The organism is Thermus sp. CCB_US3_UF1, assembly GCF_000236585.1.
Taxonomy (GTDB): Bacteria; Deinococcota; Deinococci; order Deinococcales; family Thermaceae; genus Thermus.
The window spans coordinates 283,101-300,659 of the sequence record NC_017278.1; the positions used below are offsets into that span (position 1 = coordinate 283,101).

The window sequence follows — 17,559 nt, forward strand, 5'->3', positions numbered from 1 at the left end:
CCCGTAGGATAACGAAACCATTCTAAACGCCTTACAAGCGAGAGGTCAGAGGTTCAAATCCTCTGCCGCCCACCAACCGGGCCCTGGCCCCCTGGGTCAGGGTTTTAGTCCTCCTTGGCCAGGAGGCTTTGCACCCCTTCGGGCAAAGCCTCCTCAGGAAAAAGGCTTTGGAAGCGGCGGGCCAGGTCCCGCAACAAGGGGCGGAGCCCTGCCTCCCGCAGGGCCTGGGGGTAGAGTTCCCGCATCTCGGCCAGGAGCCTCTCGCGGGCCAGGTGGCGGGCCACCAGGAGGGCCTCCCCTTCCAGGCGGGGGGGGCGGCCCCGCTTCAGGCGCTCGGCCTCCTTGCGCACCAGGGGGCTTTCCAAGAGGCGGCGGCAGGTGGGGCAGGGATGGGTTTCGCTGGGGGTGCCGCAGAGGGGGCAGGGGTTCCCCCGTTTGTGCGCGAAAAGGGCAAAGGCCGCACGGGCCACGGCTTCCCGTAGCTCTGAGGGAGCCAGCTGGGCCAAGGCCAGGGCCTTGCGGCCCGCCTCTGGGTCCTTGGGTGGCGGCGGGGGTTCCGGGGAGGGGGCCTCGAGCCTCCCCACCAGGAAGCGGATCTCCCGCACCTTTCCCGGGAAGCGCTCCTCGTACCGGCGGAGGAGGGCCAGGCGGCTATAGGTCAGCTGGTGGGCGGTTACGGGATCCGCCACCCACACGGTGAGGACCCCCTCTTCCAGGGCAACGGCCTCGGTGAGGCGGGCTAGCTCCCGGCCCACCACCTCCTTCCAGGAGGCCAGGACCAGGCCCCGTTGCAGGCGCTCCTTCCCCCCAGCCCGCTTGAGGGCTTCGGGAAGGACCTCTTTCAGCCGCCAGGGCAGAGCACCACCCCCCCTGCCATAGAGCATACCGGCATCCCCTCTGGGGTTTGAAGGCCGGCCAGGATGGCTTGGGGTAAGCCCTGGGCGTAGGTAAGGAGGGCCTTCCGCCTTCCTGGGTCCAGCTCCTCGCTCCACTCGTCCACCAGGAGGAGGGGAGCCTCCCCGTGGTGTTCCCAGAGCAGGCGGTGCTCGGCCAGGCGCAGGGCCAGGGCCAGGGCCTTGGCCTCCCCGCGGCTAGCGAAGCGGTGGGCGGGACGGCCAGCGAGGAGGAAGACCAGGTCGTCCCGATGGGGGCCGAGAAGGGTCTGTCCCCGGAGGAGTTCCTCCGGGCGGCGCTGTTCCAGGGCCTCGAGGAAATCCCCCTGCGCGCTTTCCTCGAGGGCCAGCCCCACCTCCCCCGGGGCCAAGGAGCGGTGCACCTCCTGGAAGGTGGGCAGGAAGCGCCTGAGAAAGCGCCGCCTAAAGGCCATGATCTCGGTTCCATAGCGGGCCAGTTCCCGGTCCCACACGGAAAGCCCGTTCCCGCCCGCCTTGAGGAGGGCGTTGCGCTGGCGCAGGACCTTCTCGTAGGCGGAAAGCAGGGCGGCGTAGCGGCGGGAAAACCGCCCGATCATCCGGTCCAGAAACCCCCGCCGCTCCTCCTTGGGCCCCAGGACCACCTCCACGTCCTCAGGGAGGAGGAGCACGGAGCCGGGCAGCTCCCAAAGCCCCTTTAGGCCCACGGCCTTCCCGTTCACCCGGATCTCCCGCCCCTCGGGGAAAAGCCTCTGCTCCACCCGGTAGCGCCCAAGCTCGGTCTCCACCTCGCCATAGAGCCAGGCCTCCCGTTCCCCGAAGCGCACCAGGTCGGCCAAGGAGGCCCGCACCTCCCCTCCCAGGAGGAGGTGCACCCCCAGAAGCAGGCTGGTCTTGCCCTGGGCGTTTCCCCCCACCACGGCGAAGGGGACCGGAGGGGGATGGAAGGTTTCCAGGTAAAGGTTGCGGAATCCCTTCTGGCGAAACAGGCGTAGCCGCATCTAAAGCCTCACCCGGCGAAAGAGGAGGGGGAGAAGGGCCCAGGAAAGCAGGAGGAGGCCCGCCCCCAACAGGTAGGGGGCCTCGGGGGCCAGGCGGTAAAGCCCCGTGCCCAGCAGGGGCCCCAGCATCCGTCCCAGGGCCTGGGCCGAGGCGTTGAGCCCTGCTACGGGGCCCTGCTCCCCTTCCCCCACCGCCAGGGAAAGGGCCGCCGTGACCCCAGGCCCCGCCAGGGCCGCCCCGGCTCCCTGCAGGGCCAGGCCCAGGGCCAAGGCCCAAAACCCCTGGGCCAGAACGAGCACCAAGAAGCCCGCAAGCCCCAAGGGGAGGCCCAGGAGGAGGAGGGTCTTGGGGGGCCAGGCCAGCCGCCGCACCAGGAAGCCCTGGACCAAGACGGCCACCGCCCCGTAGAGCACCAGGGCCAGCCCCACCTTCTGGGCCGTGGCGACCCCGGAAAGGCCCAGGCGGTCCTGGAAGTAAAAGGCCACCGTCTGCTCCAGGGCCACGCTGGAGAGGTTCAGGGCAAAGCCCAGGAGGAGCAAGGGGAAGACCCGCCCATCCCAAGGGGAGAGGCGGCGCTCTTCCCTGGTCCCTTGGGGCCGGGACTCGGGGAGGACCAGGGCCACGAAAAGGGCGTTGAGGAGGGCGATGCCGCTGGCGAAGAAGACGGGGGCCAGGAGGCCCAAGAGGCCGGCAAGCCCCGCCCCGATGGCCGGCCCCACGATCACCGCCAGGCCAAAGGCCGCCCCCAGGAGGGCCATGCCCGCGGTGCGGTTTTCCCTGCCGGTCACGTCGGCCACGTAGGCCTGGGCCGTGGGCAGGGTGGCGGAGCTAAACGCCCCGCCCAGAAGCCGGCTTAGGAGCAAAAGGGGAAAGAGAAGCCCCGGGGGCAGGAGGCCCTTTTGCCCCAGAAGGGCCAGAAGGCCAAAGAGGAGGAAGCTTGCGGCAAACCCCAGGATACCCAGGAGGAGGACGGGCTTCCGCCCCCCTTCGCTCCGCCGCCCCCAGTAGGGGGCGAGGAGGAACTGCATCAGGGCGTAGCCCGTGGAGAAAAGCCCCACCTGGACCTCGGAAAGGCCCAGGGAACGCCCCAAGGGGCCCAGGATGGGGAAGAGGAGGGAAAGGCCCAGGACGCTGTTGAAGAGGGTGAGGAAGAGCAGGCCTAGGGCGGACACAAAAGAGTCTAACCGAAGCGCCCGGTGATGTAGGCCTCCGTATAGGGGTGCTGGGGCTTGGTGAAGATCACCTCGGTGGGGCCTTCCTCCACCAGCACCCCCAGGTGCATGAAGAGGGTGCGGTCGGAGATGCGCGCCGCCTGCTGCATGTTGTGGGTGACGATGACCACCGTGTACCGCTCCTTGAGCTCGAGGATCAGGTCCTCAATGGCCTGGGTGGCGATGGGGTCCAGGGCGCTGGTGGGCTCGTCCATGAGGAGGAGGGGAGGTTCCACGGCGATGGCCCGGGCGATGCAAAGGCGCTGCTGCTGGCCCCCGGAGAGGCGGAGGCCGCTTTGCTTCTTGAAGATGTCCTGCACCTCGTTCCAGAGGGCGGCCCGCTTCAGGGCCTCCACCACCCGGTCCTCCAGCTCGCTGCCCTTGACCCCCATGAGCTTAAGGCCAAAGGCCACGTTTTCAAAGATGGTCTTGGGGAAGGGGTTGGGCTTTTGGAAGACCATGCCGATATGGCGGCGGACGGCCACCGGGTCCACCCGGGGGTCGTAGATGTTCACCCCTTCGTAAAGCACCTCCCCCTCCACCCGCACCCCGGGGATGAGGTCGTTCATGCGGTTGAGGGAGCGCAGCAGGGTGCTCTTTCCACACCCCGAGGGGCCGATGATGGCGGTGACCTGGTTCTTGGGGAAGCGGACGCTGATGTGGAAAAGGGCCTGTTTGGCGCCGTAGTAGAGGTTGAGATCCTTGACCTCCACCAGGGCCTCGCCGGGGGAGACGGGCGCGGTGCGCACCGTCTCGTGCTCTTTGAGCATTTCCAGACTCACCATTCCCTCCTGAAACGGTTCCTAAGGTAAAGGGCCAAGAGGTAAAGGCCCGAGAGGGCCAGGAGCATGACCAGGATGCCCGCCGCCGCCACCCGGGCGAACTCGGGGATGTTCATGGAAACCCAGAGGTAGATCTGCACGGGGATCACCGTGTACTCGGACATGGGGCCGGAGGGGAAGAAGGGCACGTAGGCCGCGGCCCCTACCAGGAGGAGGGGGGCCGCCTCGCCGATGAGCCGGGCGGCGGAGAGGATGACCCCCGTGACCATGCCAGGCAAGGCGGCGGGCACCACCACCCGGAAGACCACCTGCCGCCGCGTGGCCCCTAGGGCAAAGGCCGCTTGGCGCAAGGACTCGGGCACGGCCCTTAGGGCCTCGCGGGAGGTGACCACGATCACCGGGATGCCCAAAAGCCCTAGGGTGAGGGCGGCGGCCAGGATGGTGGGGCCCAGGCCCAGCTCCCGGACGAAGATGGCTAGGCCTAGGAGGCCATAAACGATGGAGGGCACCCCGGCCAGGTTGCGCAGGTTGACCTCGAGGATACGGTTCAAGGTCCCCTCCCGCAGGTACTCCTCCAGGAGGATGGCGGTGCCGATCCCCACGGGGATGGCGATGAGGAGGGCCAGGGAAAGAACCCAGACCGTCCCCCAGATGGCCACCCCGATCCCCGCCGTGAGGGGGGAGCGGGAGGGGGTGCGGGTGAGGAAGCTCTGGTCCAGCCAGGGGTTGAGCACCAATCTCTCCCCTTCGCCAAGCCCCGCCTTGAGCTCGTTCCAGCGCCTTAGCCCTTCCGCCAAGGAGAAGTCCTCCACCCGCTCGTCGCGGAGCCCGGTGACCACGTAGCGGAAGGGCCCGTCCTGGGTGTTCCACATGAGCTCCACCCGGTTCTGCAGGAAGAGGACCCGGCGCTCCGTGGGGTCCTGGAGGAGGGCCTTAACCTCCTCTTCCGTGTAGCCCCGGGCCAGGAGTTCCTGCTTCAGGACCTCGCTGGCGGAAAGGCCAAAGGGGTAGGTCTTTCCCGGGCCCTCGTCCGCCCGCACCACCTGCACGGAGACGCTGCGGTAGAGGGTATCCCCCAGGAGGAGGATCAGCAAGCCGATGGAGAGGATCAGGGGAAGGACAAGGGCCCGTGCGAAAGTTCGGTCAATGCGGGTTTTCCAAGGGTCGGTCCCGAAGGCTTCTTGTGGGGGTTGGGCCAGGGTCTTATTCATACCGCTCCCGGTAGCGTTCCACCACGTACTGGGCCAGGATGTTCAGGAGGAGGGTGAGGAGGAAGAGGGTGAAGCCCACGGCGAAGAGGGCATAGAAGGCGGTGGAGCCCGTGGGCTGGTCCCCGGTGGCCGCCTGGACGATGTAGCTGGTCATGGTGGCGATGGTCTCCCGGGGGTCCAGGGTGAGGGCAGGGCGCTGGCCGGCGGCGATGGCCACGATCATGGTCTCGCCGATGGCCCGGCTGGTGGCCAGGATGATGGCGGCGATGATGCCGGAGATGGCGGCGGGGAAGACCACCCGCAGGGCCACCTCGTAGGGCCTAGCCCCCAGGGCGTAGGCCGCCTCGCGGATGGAGCGGGGCACGGACTCCATGGCGTCGGCGGCCACGTTGGAGATGTAGGGGATGATGGCGAAGCCCATGACCAGCCCTGCGGAAAGGGGGTTGAAGATGTTGAGGTCGGGGATGAAGCGCTGGAGCAGGGGGGTGACGAAGAGGAGGGCAAAGTAGCCGAAGACCACGGTGGGGATGCCCTCAAAGAGCTCCAGGGTCCCCTTGATGCGGGCCCGGGCAGGCCCTGAGGCGTACTCCGAGAGGTAAATGGCCAGGGCCAGCCCCAAGGGCACCGCCACCAGGAGGGCGATGAAGGTCACCAGGAAGGTGCCGGCGATCAGGGGGCTGATGCCGTAGCGGGGCTCGTCGAAGAGGGGGGTCCACTCTGGGGCCAGGAGGAACTCCAGGAGGGGCACCCGGCGGAAGAACTGGGCCACGTCCCCGATGAGGCTCAAGATGACCCCTAAGGTGGTGAAGAGGGTGACGGAGGAAAGGAGGACCAGTAGGGCGAAGGTGAGTACCTCCTTGGGGTTCCTCGAGGGCCTTTGCTTCAAGATCTCCATGCCTTCCCCATTCTAAAGGGGTGGGGGAGAACCCCCCACCCCTTGGGCCTCAGGGTTTACTGCACTTCCTTCCTCAGCTCCTCGATGAACTTGGAAAGCGGGGTTCCCGGGGGCAGGTCGCTGAAGAAGCTCCCCGTCTTCTTGCGGGCCACCAGGGCCTGGCCAATGCGGTAGGCCTCCTCGGGAAGCTCCACGTAGCCCGTGGCCCGGATGGCGCGGCGGGCAGCGGGGGAGAGGTAGAAGTCCACGAAGTCCCGCACCTCCTTGCGCTCCAGGCTCTTCAGGTTCACGTAGATGAAGAGGGGCCGGGCCAGGGGGGTGTAGGTGCCGTTGAGCACGCTCTCCCGGCTGGGGGCCACGCACCCCTTGCCCCCGTCCACGGCCAGGGCCCGCACCTTGTCCTTGTTCTCCTCGTAGTAGGCGAAGCCCACGAAGGCCATGGCGTAGGGGTTCCCCGTCACCCCGCGCATGATCACGTTGTCGTCCTCGGAGGGGAAGTAGTCCTTGCGGATGGATCCGGCCCGGCCCATGATGGCCTCGGTGAAGTAGTCAAAGGTCCCCGAGTCGGTACCCGCCCCGAAGAGGACGATGCGGCGGTTGGGCCAGGCGGGGTTCAGGTCCTTCCAGAAGTTCACCTTGGCGTTGGGCTCCCAGATGGACTTGAGCTGGGCCGTGGTCAAGCACTGGGCCCAGGTGTTCTGCTTGTTCACCAGGATGGAGAGGGCATCGTAGGCGATGGGGATCTCAATGTACTGGATCCCCGCCTTCTGGCAGGCCTCCATCTCGGACTTGCGGATGGGGCGGCTGGCGTTTTGCACGTCCGTCTCCCCGCGGCAGAACTTCTGGAAGCCCGCCCCCGTGCCGGAGAAGGCCACGGAGATCTTCACCTGGGGGTTTCGGGTGACGAACTCCTCCGCCACCGCCTGGGTGATGGGGTAGACGGTGGAGGACCCGTCCGAGCGAACCTGGGCCAGGGCCGTGCCCAGCAGGGCGACCAAGGCTAAACCGATGGCTTTGCGCATCTCCTAACCTCCCACCCGTACTCTGCCAACCCTTTGTCAGGAGAAGGTCAAGGCCTTTTCCATCAGCTTTGGGTCAAACCCCGCCAGGTTGTAGAGCCCCTTGCGGATCACCGCTCCTCCCAGAAGCCTTTCCCCCTGGTAGAAGACGGCGCTCTGCCCCGGGGTTACCGCGAAGACGGGGCTTTGGAAGCGGAGGCGCAAGGGGGAAAGGGACTCCACCCTGGCCCGGACCGGGGGGGTGCGGTAGCGCACCTGGACCTCCACCTCCTCGGGCAGCTCGGCCAGGAGGTTTACTTCCTCCCCCTCCAGCCCTCCCCAGAAGGCCGCTTCCTTGGGGCCCACGTAGACGATGTTGGCCCCGGGGTCCAGCCCCACCACGTACCGCTCCAAGTGGGTCTTGTGGAGCCCAAGCCCCTTCCGCTGCCCCAGGGTGTAGAGGCTTGCCCCTTGGTGCTCCCCCACCACCTCCCCGGTTTCCACGTCCACCAGGGGACCGGGGCGGGCCTGGAGCTTTTCCGCCAGGAACCCCCGCAGGTCCCCGGCGATGAAGCAGAGGTTTTGGCTTTCCGGCTTCCTGGCGGTGGGGAGGCCGGCCCGGGCGGCCATGGCCCGGACCTCGGCCTTGTGGAACCCCCCCACAGGGAAGAGGAGATGGGGGATGGCCTCCTTGGGCGTGCCCCAGAGGAAGTAGGTCTGGTCCTTGGCCGGGTCCACCCCCCGCAGGAGGGCCTCCCCTTCCCGGCGGACGTAGTGCCCCGTGGCCACGTAGTCCAGGCCCAGGCGACGGGCCTGCTTCAGGAAGGCGCCAAACTTCACCTGGGTGTTGCAGCGGGCGCAGGGGTTAGGGGTTCTCCCCTGGGCGTAGTCCCGGAGGAAGGGCTGGATGATCTCCTCCGCAAAGACCTCCCGGTAGTCCAAGAGGTAAAAGGGGATGCCAAGCAGCTCCGCCACCCGCCGGGCCTCGTAGGCGGCGTCGGGGGTGCAACAGCTTTCCCAGGCCCTGCCTCCCCCGGCCTCGAGGCGGGGGGCGGGAGGCTCCTCGGGCCAGAAGCGCATCATGGCCCCCACCACCTCGTAGCCCGCCTCCTTCAGCAAGTAGGCGGCCACCGAGGAGTCCACCCCGCCGGACATGGCCACCAAAACCCGCTTCATGCCACCACCTTTTCCCCCAGGGCCGCCTGCGTGCTCCGGATGGCCACCTCCACCATGTCCGGGGTGGGCTCGGCCACGGTGAGGGCCTGGAAGCGGAAGCCCAGGCCCCGCAAGGCCCGGGAGAGGGGGTCCTCGTGCCGGGCAGAGAAGTAGAGGAGCTCAAAGGCCAGGGCCGCCACCACCGGCAGGAAGAGCACCCGGGCCAGAAGCCGCCACCACAGGACCTCCGGAGCGGGGATGAGGCTATAGACCAGCACGGAAACCACGATGACGAAGGCCAAAAAGGTGGTGCCGCACCGGGGGTGGAAACGGGGCTGGGCCAGGACGTTTTCCACGGTGAGGGGCAGCCCCTTCTCGTAAGCGTGGATGGCCTTATGTTCGGCCCCGTGGTACATGAAGAAGCGCCGAATCTCGGGAAGCCGACCGATGAAGAGGAGGTAGCCCACCAGGATGCCCACCTTGAGGAGGCCGGCCAGAAGGTTGTAGAGCACCGGGTGGCGGGCGGGGTCCAGGAGAAGGCCGGAAAGGAAGCCAGGCAGAACGATGAAGAGGGCGATGCCCAAGAGAAGGCTGAAGGCCACCGTGCCCCAGAGGGCCCCTTTGGGCACCTCCTCCTCCCCCTGGAGTTCGGCGCTGCGCGCTAAGGCCCGGTAGCTTACGGAAAGGGCATCCCATAGGGCCACCACCCCGCGGAGGAGGGGGAGCCGGGCCCAGGGGTAGCGCTGGGCCAGGGCGGCCTCCTCATGGCGTTCCACGTGCACCTGCCCATTGGGCAGGCGCACCGCCAGGGCCCAGGCCCAAGGGGCCTTCATCATGACCCCTTCCAGGGCCGCTGACCCTCCCAGGGTGGCCTGTTGGGCGAGAAAAGGAAGCCGCATCCCTCCTATTCTGCCACGGGGGCATGGTATAACTCCAGGCGTGATCACCCTACACGCTGCGGAAGCCCCGCTTTGGCAGGCCCAGGTTCCCCTGAAGGTCCTTTGGGTGCGCCAGGGGAAGCTTTCCCCCCAGGGAGAGGCCCTGGACATCCGCCTGGAGGGTCTCCTCCGCCGCGCCTGGGAGGGGGCGGGCCTGAAGGGGGAAAGCGGGGAGAGCCTGCTCCTCGCCACCCCTGAGGGGCATTTCCTCCTCGTGGCCGCGGATGGGTACGCCCGGCAGGCCGGGGGTAGGCTGGCCCAGCTCCTGGGCCGCTACGCTTTCCTCGAGGCCCTGGTGGAACCCCTGGAAGACGGCTACGCTCTGGCTGAAGGCCTTTGGCTTGGGGCGTACCGCTTTCTCCGCTACAAGGGCCAGCCTGGGGAAAGGCCCCTGGCCCTCCACCTCCTGGGGGTGGAAGAAGGGGTCCTGGAGCGGGCCAGAAAGGTGGCCGAGGGGGTTTACTTTGCCCGGGATCTGGTCAACGAGCCCCCCAACGTCCTCACCCCCGAGGCCCTGGCGGAGGCGGCCCTGGCCCTCAGGCCCCTGGGGGTGGAGGTGGAGGTCCTGGACGAGGAGGCCATCGCCGCCTTGGGCATGGGAGCTTTCCTGGCCGTGGCCCAGGGTTCGGCCAACCCGCCCCGCTTCATCCAGCTCCGCTACCGCCCGGAGGGGGCCAGGGGGCGGCTGGACCTGGTGGGCAAGGGGCTTACCTTTGACTCCGGGGGGTATTCCCTGAAGCCCACCGAGGGCATGGCCGCCATGAAGGGGGATATGGCCGGGGCGGCGGCGGTCCTGGGGGCTTTCAAGGCGGCGGCCCTCCTGGGGCTTCCCGTGGAGCTCTGGGGGTACATCGCCGCCTGCGAGAACCTCATCTCGGGGCGGGCCTACCGGGTGGGGGATGTGCTCAAGACCCTCTCCGGCAAGACGGTGGAGGTGATGAACACCGATGCCGAGGGCCGCCTCACCCTGGCGGATGCCCTGGCCTACGCCGAGCGCCAGGGGGCCGAGCGCATCCTGGAGCTTTCCACCCTCACCGGGGCGGCGGTGGTGGCCCTAGGGGAGGAGGTGGCGGCCCTCTTCGCCACCGAGGCCGCCTGGGGGGAGCGGGTGCGGCAAGCTGCCCAAAGGGCAGGGGAGAAGGTCTGGCCCATGCCCCTGGAGGCCGCTTACCGGGAGAAACTCAAAAGCCCCGTGGCCGACCTGAAAAACGTGGGGGACCGCAGCGGTGGGGCCATCACCGCGGCCCTCTTTTTGGCGGAGTTCGTCCGGGTGCCCCTGGTCCACCTGGACATCGCCGGGCCGGCCTTCGCCAAGAAGGCCCACGCCCTGGGGCCGGAAGGGGGTACGGGGTTTGGGGTGAGGACCATCCTGGAGGTGGCCCAGGACCTATGAGCAAGGGGCCCGGGACATGCCCCGGGCCCCTTGGGCTTTTCCTTAACCCTGGCAGGTCGGGCACTTGCCCCGGAGCTCTAGGCGGAAGCCCTCCAGGGCCCAGCCCGTCCTCTCCGCAGCCGCCCCTTGGGCACCGGAAAGGTCCAGCTCCGGCAGGTTCTTGAGGAGCAGGTCCTCCACCTTGCCGCAGGCGGTGCAGACCAGGTGCACGTGGGGCTCGTTGTAGCCGTCGTAGCGGGTGTCCCCCTTGGGGTCTTTGAACTCGTAGATGAGGCCGTGCTCCCGCAGGACGTGCAGGTTCAGGTACACGGTGGAGAGGCCGATGTCGTAGCCCCGCTTCTTCAGGCCGTTGTAAAGCTCCTCCGGGGTGGGGTGAACATTCTTGCGGTCCAGGTAGCTCAGAATACGCTCCCGGGGCAGGGTGTGCCGCAGGCCCACCGCCTTCAGCCGCGCCCGGTAGTTCTCCTTTTCCTTCATCCTTGGCATGGCTCCTCCTTCCTTTCCATTCCAGTATACACCGGTCATGTGCAAATGCAATGGGTTGAAGCCGAAGGGCTTGCTAGAATACTGTTCCGCCATTTTTCGGTTTCTGGGGTGAGTTTTTCTCCAGATCTAGCCTATATTTTAGGAAAATTTCTTCTGAGTTGGGGCCCGGACGGGTGCGGGGTATAATGGGGCTAGGTTGGAACGCCCCGTGTACCGTCTGCTCCGCCTGGTCTTTGCCCTGGGCCTGGCCCATGCCCTTTTCCTCCTGGGCCAGGAAGCGGTCCGGGCCCACCAGCTGGCCAAGGAGCGGGAGCGGCTGGAAGAGGCGGTGCACCAGGCCGAGGCCCGGGTGGCCCGGCTTCGGGCCGAGGTGGAGGCGGCCCAAGACCCTGCCCACCTCGAGGCCCTGGCCCGCCGGCTTGGCATGGTGCGGCCAGAGGAGATACTGAAGAGGCGATGAGGGAAGACCCAGCCCAGGTACTCTTGGAAGACGAGGCCCTCACCGAGGGCCTGACCGACGAGGAGGCGGAGGTCCTCCTCTCCTGGCTTTTGGACCTGGCCCGGGAAGCTGGTCCCGCCCAGCTCTCCCACCTGCGGCGGCTGGGCCACGAGATCACCCGCCTTTCCCGCGACTACGGGGTGCCGGTGGAGGAGGCCATCGGCCTGGTGGAGCTGGCCTGGGGGGAGGATGAGCCCCCTAGCCTCAGGGCCTAGGGGGCCCAGCTCCGGAGGAGGGCCCGCACTTCCAAGAGCCTAGGGGGTGGGGGGGCCTTGCGGTAGATGAGGGAAACCTGCAGGGCGGCTGCTTCCTCCAGGGGCCGGAGCACCGTGCCCGGATGGGGAAAGACCCGGTACGGGGCCAGGGTGAGGTGGACCCCTACCCCCGCGGCCACCAGGCTGACCGCCTGCGGGAAGCGGGCCACCTCCCGCACCACCTTAGGGGTGAAGCCAGCCCGGCGGAAGACCTCCATGAAGGCCTCGTGCAAGGGGGGGAGGGCTTCTTTGGGGATGAGGAGGAAGGGGGCTTCCTTGAGGGCCTTCAGGGGCACCCGTTCCCGGGAGGCCAAGGGGTGGCCCTCGGGCAGGACCACCACGATGGGCACCTCCAGCAAGGGCTCCTGGTCCAGGGCGGGATCCTCCACCCGCAGGCCGGCCAGGCCGTAGTCCAGGCGGCCTTCCTTTAGGGCCTTGACCTGCTCGGGGGTGTGCATCTCCAGGATCTCCACCGGCTGGCCCAAGCCCCGGCGCAAATGGTCCAAGAGGGGCATGAGGTCGGGCAGGAGGTTTTCCGGCACGCCGAAGCGAAGCTCCCCCCATCCCGCCCGGCGCACCCGTTCCCGTAGGGCCAAGGCCTCCTGGAAGAGGCGCTCCCCTTCGGCCCGAAGGATCTCCCCCGCCGGGGTTAGGCGGAAGGGTTTGCGCTCCACCAGGCGCACCCCCAGCTCCCGCTCCAGGGCCCGGATCTGCTGGGAGAGGGCGGGCTGGGAAAGGTAAGCCCGCTCCGCCGCCCGGTGGAAGTTGCGCTCCTCCGCCAGGAGGAGGAAAAGCCGCAGGCGGCGCAGGTTGATGGGCTCCATGATAAGAAGATCTTATCGCTCCGGGCAGGGGCTTGCTATTGGACAAAGCCCGCCCTCTGCCCCAGACTGGAGGGTGAGTCGGTGTAGTGTACTTGGCTGCCGGGGGGGAAGCATGACGGAAAGCGCGCTGAAAGAGGCCCTGCAGGCCCTCTCCGCCGAGGAGCGGGCCCGGCTTAGGCAGGTGGAGAACCGGGAGTGGGTGGAATCCCTGGAGTATGTCCTCCGGGTGGAGGGGTGGGAGCGGGCGGAGGAGCTTCTGCGCCTTTTGGACGAGTACCTTTACCTCCAGGGCTACTTCCCCGAGAACCGCCTTTCCACCCCCTACCTGAACACCATCCCCAGGGAGAAGGAACCCCCTTACCCCGGGGACCTCGAGCTGGAGCGGCGCATCGTCAACATCCTGCGCTGGAACGCCGCCATGATGGTGGCCCGGGCCAACAAGCGGGCCGACGGCATCGGGGGGCATATCTCCACCTACGCCTCCATCGCCGAGCTCTACGAGGTGGGCTTCAACCACTTCTTCCGCGGCCCTGAGGCGGGTTTGGACCGGGATCTGGTCTTCTTCCAAGGGCACTCCTCTCCCGGGATCTACGCCCGGGCCTTCCTGGAGGGGAGGCTTTCCGAGGCCGACCTGGAGAACTTCCGCCGCGAGGTCCACCCGCCCGTACCGGGGGGACGGGGGCTTTCCAGCTACCCCCATCCCTGGCTCATGCCGGATTTCTGGGAGTTCCCCACGGTGTCCATGGGCCTGGGCCCCATCCAGGCCATCTACCAGGCCCGCTTCATGCGCTACCTGGAGGACCGGGGGCTCAAGCCCAAGAGTTCGGCCAAGGTCTGGGCCTTCCTGGGGGATGGGGAGCACGACGAGCCGGAAACGGTGGGGGCCCTGCACCTGGCGGCCCGGGAGGGGCTGGACAACCTGGTCTTCGTGGTGAACGCCAACCTGCAGCGCCTGGACGGACCGGTGCGGGGCAACTCCAAGGTGATCCAGGAGCTGGAAAGGCTTTACCGGGGGGCGGGCTGGCGGGTGATCAAGATCGTCTGGGGCGCCGCCTGGGACCGGCTCATCGCCAGGGACCGGGAGGGGCACCTCCTGCGGCGCTTTGAGGCCCTGGTGGACGGGGAGAGCCAGCGCTACGCCGCCTTCGGGGGTAAGGAGCTGAGGGAGCGTTTCTTCAACACCCCCGAGCTCCAGGCCCTCATCCAGGGCATGACCGACGAGGAACTCACCGAGCTCACCCGCAGCCGGGGTGGCCACGACCTCAAGAAGATCTATGCCGCCTACAAGGCCGCGGTGGAGCACCGGGGAAGCCCGGTGGTCATCCTCGCCCGCACCATCAAGGGCTACGGCATGGGGCCCACGGCCATGGCCAAAAACGTGGCCCACCAGGTGAAGAAGCTCACGGAGGAGGACCTCAAGGAGGCCCGGGCCTTCCTGGGCATCCCCGTTCCCGAAGAGCGCCTTTCCGAACTCCCCTACTACCACCCGGGGCCAGACTCCCCGGAGGTCCGCTACCTCCAAGAGCGGCGCAAGGCCCTGGGCGGTTTCGTGCCCGAGCGGCGGGTGCGTTTCCAAGGGGGCCTCGAGGTCCCCGGGGAAGACTTTTTCCAGGAGTTCTACGAGGGCTCGGGGGGGCGGGAGATCTCCACCACCATGGCCTTCGTGCGCATCCTGGCCAAGTTGCTCCGCCACCCCACCGTCGGCAAGCTCCTGGTCCCCATCGTCCCCGACGAGGCCCGCACCTTTGGCATGGAGGCCCTGATCGCCCAGGTGGGGGTCTACTCCCCCCAGGGACAGCTCTACATCCCCGTGGACGCCGGCACCCTCACCGCCTACAAGGAGAGCAAGGAGGGGCAGATCCTGGAGGAGGGCATCACCGAGGCCGGGGCCATGGCCGACTTCATCGCTGCCGGCACCGCCTACGCCCACTGGGGCATCCCCACCATCCCCTTCCTCATCACCTACTCCATGTTCGGCCTGCAACGCATCGGGGACCTGGTCTGGGCCGCCGCCGACCAGCGCACCCGGGGCTTCCTCATGGGGGCCACGGCGGGCCGCACCACCCTGGAAGGGGAGGGCCTGCAGCACCAGGACGGGCAGAGCCCCCTCTACGCCCTGGCCGCCCCCAACCTCCAGGTCTATGACCCTGGCTTCGCCTACGAGCTGGCGGTGATCCTGGAGGACGGCCTGCGGCGCATGTACGCCCAGGGGGAGGATGTCTTCTACTACCTCACTATTGAGAACGAAAACTACCCCCATCCCCCCATACCCGAGCCCCGGGACCGGGTCAAGGAGGGGATCCTCAAGGGGCTTTACCTCCTCCGGCCCGGGGAGGGGAAGGGGCCCAGGGTGCAGCTTTGGGCCTCGGGGCCCCTCCTGCCCCAGGCCCTGCGGGCCCAGGAGCTCCTCTTGGACTACGGGGTGGTGGCGGAGGTCTGGAGCGCCACCAGCTACAAGGCCCTTTACCTGGATGCCATGGAAGCGGAAAGGGAAAGGCGGCTTCTGGGCCGGGCCCGGAAGCCCTACGTGCAAGCGGCCATGGAGGGGCACGAGGGCCCGGTGGTGGCGGCCACCGATTACCTGAAGGCCCTGCCCAACCTGGTCCGGGGCTACCTGGACCGGCCCTTCTGCCCCTTGGGCACCGACGGCTTTGGCCGCTCCGACACCCGGGAGGCCCTGAGGGACTTCTTTGAGGTGGACGCCCGGCACATGGCCTACGCGGCCCTGGCCCTCCTGGTGGAGGAGGGGAAGCTGGAGGCTGGGGTGTTGGGGAGGGCCCGGGCGCACCTGGGGCTTAAGCTGGAGGAAGTGCCGCCCCATAGGCGCTAGGGAGGCATGGCATGGAACTGAAGCTTCCTGAACTGGGCGACAACGTGGCCGCGGCCACGGTGGTGGGGGTGCTGGTCAAGGAGGGGGACCGGGTGGCCCCCGGCCAGCCCCTCTTGGAACTGGAAACCGATAAGGCGGTGATGGAGGTTCCCGCCGAGGCGGGCGGGGTGGTGCGGCGGGTGCTGGTGAAGGTAGGGGACGAGGTGCGTCCGGGCCAGGCCTTCTTGGAGCTGGAGGGAGAAGGGGCTCCGGTAAGCCCCGTCCAGGCCCTTCCCCAGGCTCCCGAGCCCCCCAAGGCGGAAGCCGCCCCACCCCGGCCAGCCCCTCCCTCGGGGCCCTCGGAGGAGGGCCGCCTGATCCCCGCGGCCCCCTCCATCCGCCGGCTGGCCCGGGAGCTGGGGGTGGACCTAAAGGGGGTTCGGGGGACGGGCCTGGCCGGGCGCATCACCGAGGAGGACGTGCGCCGGGCGGCGGGGCTTGCGCCGGCCCTCGAGGCCCCAGCCCCCGCCCTCCCGCCCGTCCCGCGCCTTCCCGACTTCACCCGTTGGGGCCCCGTGCGCGTGGAGCCCATGAGCGGGGTGCGCAAGGCCACCTTGCGCGCCATGGCCCAGGCCTGGGCCCAGGTGCCCATGGTCACCCACTTTGACGAGGCGGACATCACCGAGCTGGAGGCCCTGCGCAAACGCTACGCCAAGCGGGCCGAGGAACGGGGGTACAGGCTTACCCTCACCGCCTTCCTCCTCAAGGCCCTGGCCCTGACCCTGAAGGCCTTCCCCAAGTTCAACGCCTCCCTGGACGCGGAGCGGCAGGAGGTCATCTACAAGGACTACGTGCACATCGGGGTGGCGGTGGACACCCCCCATGGCCTCCTGGTGCCTGTGATCCGCCATGTGGACCAAAAGGGGGTGTTGCGCCTGGCCAAGGAGCTCCAGGAGGTTTCCGAAAGGGCCAGGGAGCGCAAGCTCTCCCCCGAGGAGATGCAGGGGGGCACCTTTAGCCTCTCCAACCTGGGGGGGATCGGCGGCACCGGCTTCACCCCCATCGTGAACTGGCCCGAGGTGGCCATCCTCGGGGTTTCCCGTTCCCAGGTCAAGCCCCTCTGGGACGCGGAGAAGGAAACCTTCCTCCCCCGCCTGGTCATGCCCTACGGCCTCACCTACGACCACCGCCTGATTGACGGGGCGGAGGCGGCCCGCTTCTGCCGCCACCTGGCCGCCCTTCTGGAGGACCCCCTGGGCCTGGCCCTGGAATGAGGCCTTCCTGAGGTCCTCGTGTAGTATGGGAAAGTATGCGCGTCATCGTGGTGGGAACCCGGGGTAGCGCCCTGGCCCTGGCCCAGACCCGGTGGGTGGTGGAGCGCCTCAAGGAAAGCTGGCCCGAGGCGGAGTTCAAGGTGAAGACGGTGAAGACCCGGGGGGACCAGGGGGCGAACCCCAGGGAGCAGGCCATCTTCGTCAAAGAGCTCCAGGAGGCCCTGCTATCCCGGGAGATCGACATCGCCGTGCACTCCCTAAAGGACCTGCCCACAGAGGAGCCTCCGGGGCTCAAGATCGCCGCCATCCCCAGGCGGCAAGACCCCCGGGACGTCTTCCTGGGCAGGGCCTATAAGCGCCTGGAGGACCTGCCCCAGGGGGCGGTGGTGGGGACCAGTTCCGTGCGCCGCAAGGCCCAGCTCCTGGCCTACCGGCCAGACCTGGTGGTGAAGGACCTCCGGGGCAACGTGGACACCCGTCTGGCGGCCTTGGGCAATGGGGAGTACGACGGCATCGTCCTGGCGGCGGCGGGGCTTATCCGCCTGGACCTCAGGAACCGCATTGACCAGTTCCTGGAGCCGGAAGTGATGCTCCCCGCCCCCGGGCAGGGGGCCTTGGCCCTGGAGGTGCGCCAGGGGGACGATCTGGCGGAGGAGCTTTGCTACGCCCTCCACCACCACGCCTCCTACGACCGGGTGCGGGCGGAGCGGGCCTTTCTGCGGGGCCTGGGGGCTGGGTGCATGGCCCCGGTGGGGGCCCTGGCCCAGGTGGCCGAGGACGGCACCCTCCTCCTGGAGGGGACCCTCCTCTCCCCCGACGGCAGGAGCTTCATCCGGGCGGAGATCGAGGGGGAGGCCTCCGAGGCCGAGGAGCTGGGGCTGGAGCTGGCCCGGGACGTCCTGGAGCAGGGGGGGCGGGAGATACTGGAACAAACCCGACAGGTTTAGTGGGGTTTT

At 68.3% G+C, this 17,559-nt stretch carries 17 protein-coding genes; 6 read left to right on the forward strand and 11 right to left on the reverse strand.

What is annotated here, in order from left to right; genetic code table 11:
- Positions 1-104: 104 nt before the first annotated feature.
- From TCCBUS3UF1_RS01180 to TCCBUS3UF1_RS01220, 9 genes are read right to left on the reverse strand one after another with little or no spacing between them, the layout of a single operon-like run.
- Positions 105-884, reverse strand: a complete 780-nt coding sequence (locus tag TCCBUS3UF1_RS01180) for a DUF721 domain-containing protein (RefSeq protein WP_014514666.1) — start codon at positions 882-884, stop codon at positions 105-107.
- Positions 842-1,873, reverse strand: coding sequence for a DNA replication and repair protein RecF (recF, locus tag TCCBUS3UF1_RS01185; RefSeq protein ID WP_014514667.1), 1,032 nt, complete (start codon positions 1,871-1,873; stop codon positions 842-844). Before recF ends, TCCBUS3UF1_RS01180 begins: the two co-directional genes overlap by 43 nt.
- Entirely contained in the window at positions 1,874-3,046 is a 1,173-nt protein-coding gene (locus TCCBUS3UF1_RS01190) for an MFS transporter (protein ID WP_014514668.1), read from the reverse strand. It abuts the gene before it with no gap.
- Positions 3,047-3,054: 8 nt separating this feature from the next.
- Positions 3,055-3,870, reverse strand: a complete 816-nt coding sequence (pstB, locus tag TCCBUS3UF1_RS01195) for a phosphate ABC transporter ATP-binding protein PstB (protein WP_041433643.1) — start codon at positions 3,868-3,870, stop codon at positions 3,055-3,057.
- Positions 3,864-5,078 (reverse strand): phosphate ABC transporter permease PstA, encoded by a 1,215-nt coding sequence (gene pstA / locus TCCBUS3UF1_RS01200; protein WP_014514670.1) that lies wholly within the window; start codon positions 5,076-5,078, stop codon positions 3,864-3,866. The genes pstB and pstA overlap by 7 nt, the downstream gene beginning before the upstream one ends.
- The gene (pstC, locus tag TCCBUS3UF1_RS01205; protein WP_014514671.1) at positions 5,071-5,973 is read right to left on the reverse strand and encodes a phosphate ABC transporter permease subunit PstC; all 903 of its coding nucleotides are present in this window, start codon (positions 5,971-5,973) and stop codon (positions 5,071-5,073) included. The genes pstA and pstC overlap by 8 nt, the downstream gene beginning before the upstream one ends.
- A 56-nt stretch (positions 5,974-6,029) precedes the next feature.
- The gene (locus TCCBUS3UF1_RS01210) at positions 6,030-6,995 is read right to left on the reverse strand and encodes a PstS family phosphate ABC transporter substrate-binding protein (RefSeq protein WP_014514672.1); all 966 of its coding nucleotides are present in this window, start codon (positions 6,993-6,995) and stop codon (positions 6,030-6,032) included.
- Positions 6,996-7,031: 36 nt separating this feature from the next.
- Positions 7,032-8,147: a tRNA 2-thiouridine(34) synthase MnmA gene (gene mnmA / locus TCCBUS3UF1_RS01215; protein ID WP_014514673.1), complete on the reverse strand. Its 1,116-nt coding sequence runs from the start codon at positions 8,145-8,147 to the stop codon at positions 7,032-7,034.
- Positions 8,144-9,025, reverse strand: a complete 882-nt coding sequence (locus TCCBUS3UF1_RS01220; protein WP_014514674.1) for a DUF1385 domain-containing protein — start codon at positions 9,023-9,025, stop codon at positions 8,144-8,146. Before TCCBUS3UF1_RS01220 ends, mnmA begins: the two co-directional genes overlap by 4 nt.
- A 40-nt stretch (positions 9,026-9,065) precedes the next feature.
- Here TCCBUS3UF1_RS01220 and TCCBUS3UF1_RS01225 point away from each other — a divergent pair, with 40 nt between their 5' ends.
- Positions 9,066-10,457 (forward strand): leucyl aminopeptidase, encoded by a 1,392-nt coding sequence (locus tag TCCBUS3UF1_RS01225; RefSeq protein WP_014514675.1) that lies wholly within the window; start codon positions 9,066-9,068, stop codon positions 10,455-10,457.
- 42 nt (positions 10,458-10,499) lie between these two features.
- Here TCCBUS3UF1_RS01225 and TCCBUS3UF1_RS01230 read toward each other — a convergent pair whose 3' ends face one another.
- Complete coding sequence (locus TCCBUS3UF1_RS01230; RefSeq protein WP_014514676.1) at positions 10,500-10,943, reverse strand: Fur family transcriptional regulator; 444 nt, start codon at positions 10,941-10,943, stop codon at positions 10,500-10,502.
- Between the two features lie 196 nt (positions 10,944-11,139).
- On the opposite strand from TCCBUS3UF1_RS01230, the gene TCCBUS3UF1_RS01235 reads away from it, so the two are divergent.
- Both TCCBUS3UF1_RS01235 and TCCBUS3UF1_RS01240 read left to right on the forward strand, forming a co-directional pair.
- Positions 11,140-11,403, forward strand: a complete 264-nt coding sequence (locus tag TCCBUS3UF1_RS01235; protein ID WP_014514677.1) for a septum formation initiator family protein — start codon at positions 11,140-11,142, stop codon at positions 11,401-11,403.
- Positions 11,400-11,657 (forward strand): hypothetical protein, encoded by a 258-nt coding sequence (locus TCCBUS3UF1_RS01240; RefSeq protein ID WP_014514678.1) that lies wholly within the window; start codon positions 11,400-11,402, stop codon positions 11,655-11,657. The genes TCCBUS3UF1_RS01235 and TCCBUS3UF1_RS01240 overlap by 4 nt, the downstream gene beginning before the upstream one ends.
- Here TCCBUS3UF1_RS01240 and TCCBUS3UF1_RS01245 read toward each other — a convergent pair.
- Positions 11,654-12,511 carry a LysR family transcriptional regulator gene (locus TCCBUS3UF1_RS01245; protein WP_041433935.1) on the reverse strand — a complete coding sequence of 286 codons (858 nt, stop codon included), beginning with the start codon at positions 12,509-12,511 and terminating at the stop codon, positions 11,654-11,656. The two genes, TCCBUS3UF1_RS01240 and TCCBUS3UF1_RS01245, sit on opposite strands and share 4 nt — an antisense overlap.
- Before the next feature lie 121 nt (positions 12,512-12,632).
- On the opposite strand from TCCBUS3UF1_RS01245, the gene aceE reads away from it, so the two are divergent.
- From aceE to hemC, 3 genes are read left to right on the forward strand one after another with little or no spacing between them, the layout of a single operon-like run.
- The gene (aceE, locus tag TCCBUS3UF1_RS01250) at positions 12,633-15,350 is read left to right on the forward strand and encodes a pyruvate dehydrogenase (acetyl-transferring), homodimeric type (protein ID WP_014514680.1); all 2,718 of its coding nucleotides are present in this window, start codon (positions 12,633-12,635) and stop codon (positions 15,348-15,350) included.
- 11 nt (positions 15,351-15,361) lie between these two features.
- Complete coding sequence (locus TCCBUS3UF1_RS01255; RefSeq protein WP_014514681.1) at positions 15,362-16,603, forward strand: 2-oxo acid dehydrogenase subunit E2; 1,242 nt, start codon at positions 15,362-15,364, stop codon at positions 16,601-16,603.
- Between the two features lie 35 nt (positions 16,604-16,638).
- Positions 16,639-17,550 (forward strand): hydroxymethylbilane synthase, encoded by a 912-nt coding sequence (gene hemC / locus TCCBUS3UF1_RS01260; RefSeq protein WP_014514682.1) that lies wholly within the window; start codon positions 16,639-16,641, stop codon positions 17,548-17,550.
- The last annotated feature ends 9 nt before the right edge of the window (positions 17,551-17,559 follow it).